This is a genomic window from Rathayibacter sp. AY1B6 (assembly GCF_002932755.1).
Taxonomy (GTDB): Bacteria; Actinomycetota; Actinomycetes; order Actinomycetales; family Microbacteriaceae; genus Rathayibacter.
In genome coordinates this window covers 1-4,493 of record NZ_PSWL01000048.1, presented here as the reverse complement: position 1 = coordinate 4,493, position 4,493 = coordinate 1, and the positions used below count along the sequence as shown (strand labels likewise).

The window sequence follows — 4,493 nt, the reverse complement described above, 5'->3', positions numbered from 1 at the left end:
GGGCGGGGGCGGCGGGGGGGCGGCGGTGGGGAGCACGGGCGCGGCGGCGGGGGCGTGCGGGTGCTCCGCTCCGCGGATGAACACCGGACGACAGGGGGCGCGCGCGGGCGCCCCCTGTCGTCCGGTGTTCATCCGCGGAGCGGAGCACCGGCACGTCCGGGTCGCCGCGCCGGTCCTCCGCGCAGCCGCCGCGCCGACTACCACAGCGCCGCCCGCCCGTGCACGGGGTGGCTCCGGAGGCGCGGCTCGCCTGGGATGGAGGGGAGCGGCCCGATCCGGGTGCCGCGGACGGAGGAGCCATGCCCGACCAGTACACGTTCACGAACCCCGCCACCCAGTACCCGGACGTCACCCCGCCGGTGCAGCAGCAGCCCGAGCCCGGGCTGCAGTCGCGGATGACCCCGGTGCCGGACCTCGGCGAGGAGAGCTACCGCGGCACCGGCCGGCTCGCGGGCCGCCGCGCGCTCATCACGGGAGCCGACTCCGGGATCGGCGCCGCCGTCGCCATCGCCTTCGCCCGTGAGGGGGCCGACGTCGCCCTCGCGTACCTCCCGAGCGAGGAGGAGGACGCGCAGCACGTGATCGGGCTGATCCGCGCGGAGGGGCGCACCGCCGTGCCGATCCCCGGCGATCTCACGAGTGCCGAGTACTGCACGCGGCTCGTGGCGGAGGCGGTCGAGGGTCTCGGCGGGCTCGACGCGGTGGTCAACGTGGCCGGCAAGCAGATCTGGAAGGAGGACCTGCTCGACATCACCGACGAGCAGTTCGAGGCGACCTTCGCGATCAACGTCTTCGCTCCGTTCCGGATCATCCGCGCGGCCCTCCCGCACCTGCCCGCGGGCGCCACGATCATCAATACGGCGTCGGCGGAGGCGCACAAGCCCGCCCCCGACCGCCTGGACTACGCGATGACGAAGGGCGCGATCAACAACCTCTCGAAGGGCCTCGCGCAGCAGCTCGCCGCGAAGGGCATCCGCGTGAACGTCGTGGCACCCGGCCCGACGTGGACCGCCCTGCAGGTCAGCGGCGGCGTCGACCCCGAGAGCCTGCCCGACTTCGGCTCCAGCGAGTCGCCGATGGGCCGCGCCGCCCAGCCCGCCGAGCAGGCCCCGGCCTACGTGTTCCTGGCGTCCGCCGAGTCGAGCTTCGTCGCCGGCGAGACCCTCAACGTGAACGGGGGCATGGTCTCGCCCTGACGCGCCGCCGACGCGCGCATCGCTGCCGGGACGGCCCGCTCCTGCGTGAGACACCGCCGGTACCGCGGCGTCTCGGGCAGCAGAGGGGGGCCTCGGCGGCGCCCAGCACTGGGCGAGGGCCCGCGTCAACCCTCTCCCGGGCGGCGGGGGGCGCGGGGTGGCATGGAGGACATGAGAACCACGACCGTCCTCCCCATCGAGACCTACTCCGACGAGCAGGGCTGGCACAACCGCATCGCCCACGCCCGCGTCCCGCTGAGCAGCCACGACTCCCGCCAGGAGGCGGAGGAGGTCGGCGAGGAGATCGCCCAGCAGCGCGGAGGCAGGCACGTCGTCCTCGGCTGAGTCCTGGAGCGGGGCGCGGCATGCCGTGCCCCGCCTCGGAAGGCGCCCGGCTCTCGGAGGGCGCCCGGCTCTCGGAAGGCGCCCGGCTCGCGGAAGGCGCCCGGCTCACGGAAGGCGCCCGGCCCGCAGACGCGCCCGCTCGCCCCGCCTCTCGCGTGTAGCGTCCCCGACCCTGCCCGGTCAACCTTCTCGACCTCCCGGCCCCCTCCTCCCTAGCGTGGCCCGTCGTGCTCGCCCCTGAGCGCGCGACGAGAGGACGACATGGCCACCACGAGCGACGCCCCCGCGACCGGAGAGGCCGGCGGCACCTCCCTGCGCCGCCGCATCACCGGCCCGCTGCTCTACTTCTTCATCCTCGGCGACGTCCTCGGCGCGGGCATCTACGCCCTCATGGGCACGCTCTCGGCGGAGGTCGGCGGAGCCGTCTGGATGCCGCTCCTGCTCGCGCTCGGCCTCGCGCTGCTGACGGCCGGCTCCTACGCCGAGCTGGTGACCAAGTACCCGAAGGCGGGAGGCGCGGCGGTGTTCGCGCAGCGGGCCTTCAAGCGTCCGATCGTCTCGTTCCTGGTCGGCTTCGCCATGCTCGCGGCCGGAGTGACCAGCGCGGCCGGTCTGTCGCTCGCGTTCGCCGGCGACTACCTCGGCACCTTCCTCGACGTGCCGACCGTGCCGACCGCGATCGTCTTCCTCGTCCTCGTCGCGTGCCTCAACGCGCGGGGCGTGGCGGAGTCGCTGCTCAGCAACACGGTGATGACCGTGATCGAGGTCGGCGGCCTGCTGATCGTGATCGGATGCGTCGCGCTGCTCGTGGCGGGCGGAGGCGGCGACCTCGCCCGCACGGTCGAGCTCAGCTCCGAGCAGGCGCCGGCGCTGGCGGTGCTCGGCGCGGCGATCATCGCGTACTACTCCTTCGTCGGCTTCGAGACCTCGGCCAACATCGCCGAGGAGATCCGCGATCCCAGCCGCGTCTACCCGCGCGCGCTGTTCGGCTCGCTGCTGACGGCCGGTGCGGTGTACGTCCTGGTCGGCCTCGCGAGCTCGATCGCGCTGCCCGCCGACGAGCTGTCCGGATCCTCCGCCCCGCTGCTCGACGTCGTGACGGCGAGCGGAGCCTGAGTGCCGGCGTGGCTGTTCAGCCTGATCGCGCTCGTCGCGGTCGCGAACGGCGCGCTGCTGACGATGATCATGGCGAGCCGCGTCACCTACGGCATGGCGAAGGACGGGCTCCTCCCGGACGTGCTCGGCCGCGTGCTGCCGAAGCGCCGCACGCCGTGGGTGGCCATCGCGGTCACGACGGTGGCGGCGTGCCTCCTGACCCTGGTCGGCGACCTGGCGACGCTCGCCGAGACCGTGGTGCTGCTCCTCCTGCTGGTGTTCATCAGCACGAACGTCTCGGTGCTCGTGCTGCGGCGCGACACGGTCGAGCACGACCACTTCCGCGTGTGGACGGCGATCCCCGTGCTCGGCATCGCCTCGTGCGTGCTGCTCCTCAGCCAGCAGGACCCGATCGTCTGGCTCTACGCCGGCATCCTCCTCGTGGTCGGGATCCTCGTGCACCTGGCGACCCGTCGCTCCTCCCGCCGCACCGCCTGAGCCGCTGACGGTTCCGGCGGGGCCGCCGCTCCGCCGGACTGTCCCGCCCGAGGGCGGAGTCGCGGTCGCGGCGGCTCCGCCCCTGCCGTCCGCTGCCCAGGGCCTGCCCAGCGCGCGCGGGCAGACTGTCCGGAGCCGATGACGGCGACCGGACGAGGGAGCAGTACCCGGAACGCGACAAGACTGACTCGTAGGAGCTGTCATGTCCTGGATCGTCCTCATCCTCTCCGGTGTCCTCGAGGCCGTGTGGGCCACCGCCCTCGGCAAGTCGGAGGGGTTCACGCGGCTCGGCCCGTCGATCGTCTTCGGAGTCGGCGTCGTCGCGAGCATGGCGGGCCTCGCCTACGCGATGCGCGAGCTGCCCACCGGCACGGCGTACGCGGTCTGGGTCGGGATCGGCGCCTCGCTGACCGTGCTCTACGGCATGTTCTTCGGCGGCGAGGGATTCTCGTTGGTGCGCACCCTGCTGGTCCTCGGGATCGTCGGCTGCGTGGTCGGCCTGAAGCTCGTGCACTGACCGCCGGTCCGTCCTCCCCTCCGCGAGATGCCACTTCAGGACGCGACACGCCGACGGAGGCGTACCGGACTGGCATCTCGCCGAGGGTCCGAGGCCGGTGGTTGCACGACGCCGCGCGTTCCACCTAGGCTCGGCGCATCAGGGGAGAACGATCGTTCTACTGCTCTCCCCGCCCCCCAAGGAGGACTCATGCCCACTCGTACCGCACGCACCGCCTGGAACGGCTCGCTCGAGACCGGCGAGGGCCAGGTCGAGCTCTCGAGCTCGAAGATCGGCACCTACGACGTCTCGTTCCCCAAGCGCGCCGCCGACGACGCCAACGGCTCGACCAGCCCCGAGGAGCTCCTCGCGGCCGCCCACTCCGCCTGCTACGCGATGCAGTTCTCGGCCGTCCTCGGCCAGGCCGGCGGCACCGTCGAGGCGCTCGACGTCCGCGCCGACGTCTCGCTCGGCCCGGACTCGGCCGGCGGCTTCAAGCTCACCGGCATCAAGCTCACCGTGAGCGGCGAGGTCTCCGGCATCGACGAGGCCGCCTTCCTCAAGGCCGCCGACGAGGCCAAGGAGACCTGCCCCGTCAGCAAGGCGCTCACCGGAGTCGACATCACGCTCGACGCCACCTTCGAGGGCTGAGCCCCTCCGCACGTCCCGAGCACCCCGTCGCGCATCGCGGCGGGGTGCTCGTGCGTCCGGCGCGACCGCGGGCGGCTCTCGCTGCGCGCGCTCCTCGATCAGCAGGAGAGGGACGCCCCGGAACGGGACGCCGCCCTCAGACCCCTGTGCTGGTCGAGCAGCCGCTCAGCGGCGTCCCGTTCCGGGGCGTCCCTCTCCTGCTGATCGAGGAG

4 protein-coding genes, 1 pseudogene and 1 riboswitch are annotated in these 4,493 nt (G+C 73.3%); all 5 genes and pseudogenes read left to right on the top strand.

Annotation, left to right across the window (positions count from 1 at the left end; all coding sequences use genetic code 11):
- The first annotated feature begins 299 nt into the window (after positions 1 to 299).
- The 5 genes and pseudogenes from C5D08_RS16510 to C5D08_RS16495 all read left to right on the top strand — a co-directional run bounded on the left by C5D08_RS16510 (position 300) and on the right by C5D08_RS16495 (position 4,281).
- Positions 300 to 1,196 carry an SDR family oxidoreductase gene (locus C5D08_RS16510; protein ID WP_104277938.1) on the top strand — a complete coding sequence of 299 codons (897 nt, stop codon included), beginning with the start codon at positions 300 to 302 and terminating at the stop codon, positions 1,194 to 1,196.
- Positions 1,197 to 1,367: 171 nt separating this feature from the next.
- Positions 1,368 to 1,541 carry a DUF2188 domain-containing protein gene (locus tag C5D08_RS16815; protein ID WP_181110336.1) on the top strand — a complete coding sequence of 58 codons (174 nt, stop codon included), beginning with the start codon at positions 1,368 to 1,370 and terminating at the stop codon, positions 1,539 to 1,541.
- A gap of 261 nt (positions 1,542 to 1,802) precedes the next feature.
- Positions 1,803 to 3,134: pseudogene (locus tag C5D08_RS16505) on the top strand (APC family permease).
- 129 nt (positions 3,135 to 3,263) lie between these two features.
- Positions 3,264 to 3,327, top strand: a riboswitch (guanidine-III (ykkC-III) riboswitch).
- 9 nt (positions 3,328 to 3,336) lie between these two features.
- The gene (locus C5D08_RS16500; RefSeq protein WP_104277937.1) at positions 3,337 to 3,651 is read left to right on the top strand and encodes a multidrug efflux SMR transporter; all 315 of its coding nucleotides are present in this window, start codon (positions 3,337 to 3,339) and stop codon (positions 3,649 to 3,651) included.
- A gap of 189 nt (positions 3,652 to 3,840) precedes the next feature.
- A complete protein-coding gene (locus C5D08_RS16495) occupies positions 3,841 to 4,281 on the top strand; it encodes an OsmC family peroxiredoxin (protein ID WP_104277936.1) in 441 nt (146 codons plus the stop codon).
- The last annotated feature ends 212 nt before the right edge of the window (positions 4,282 to 4,493 follow it).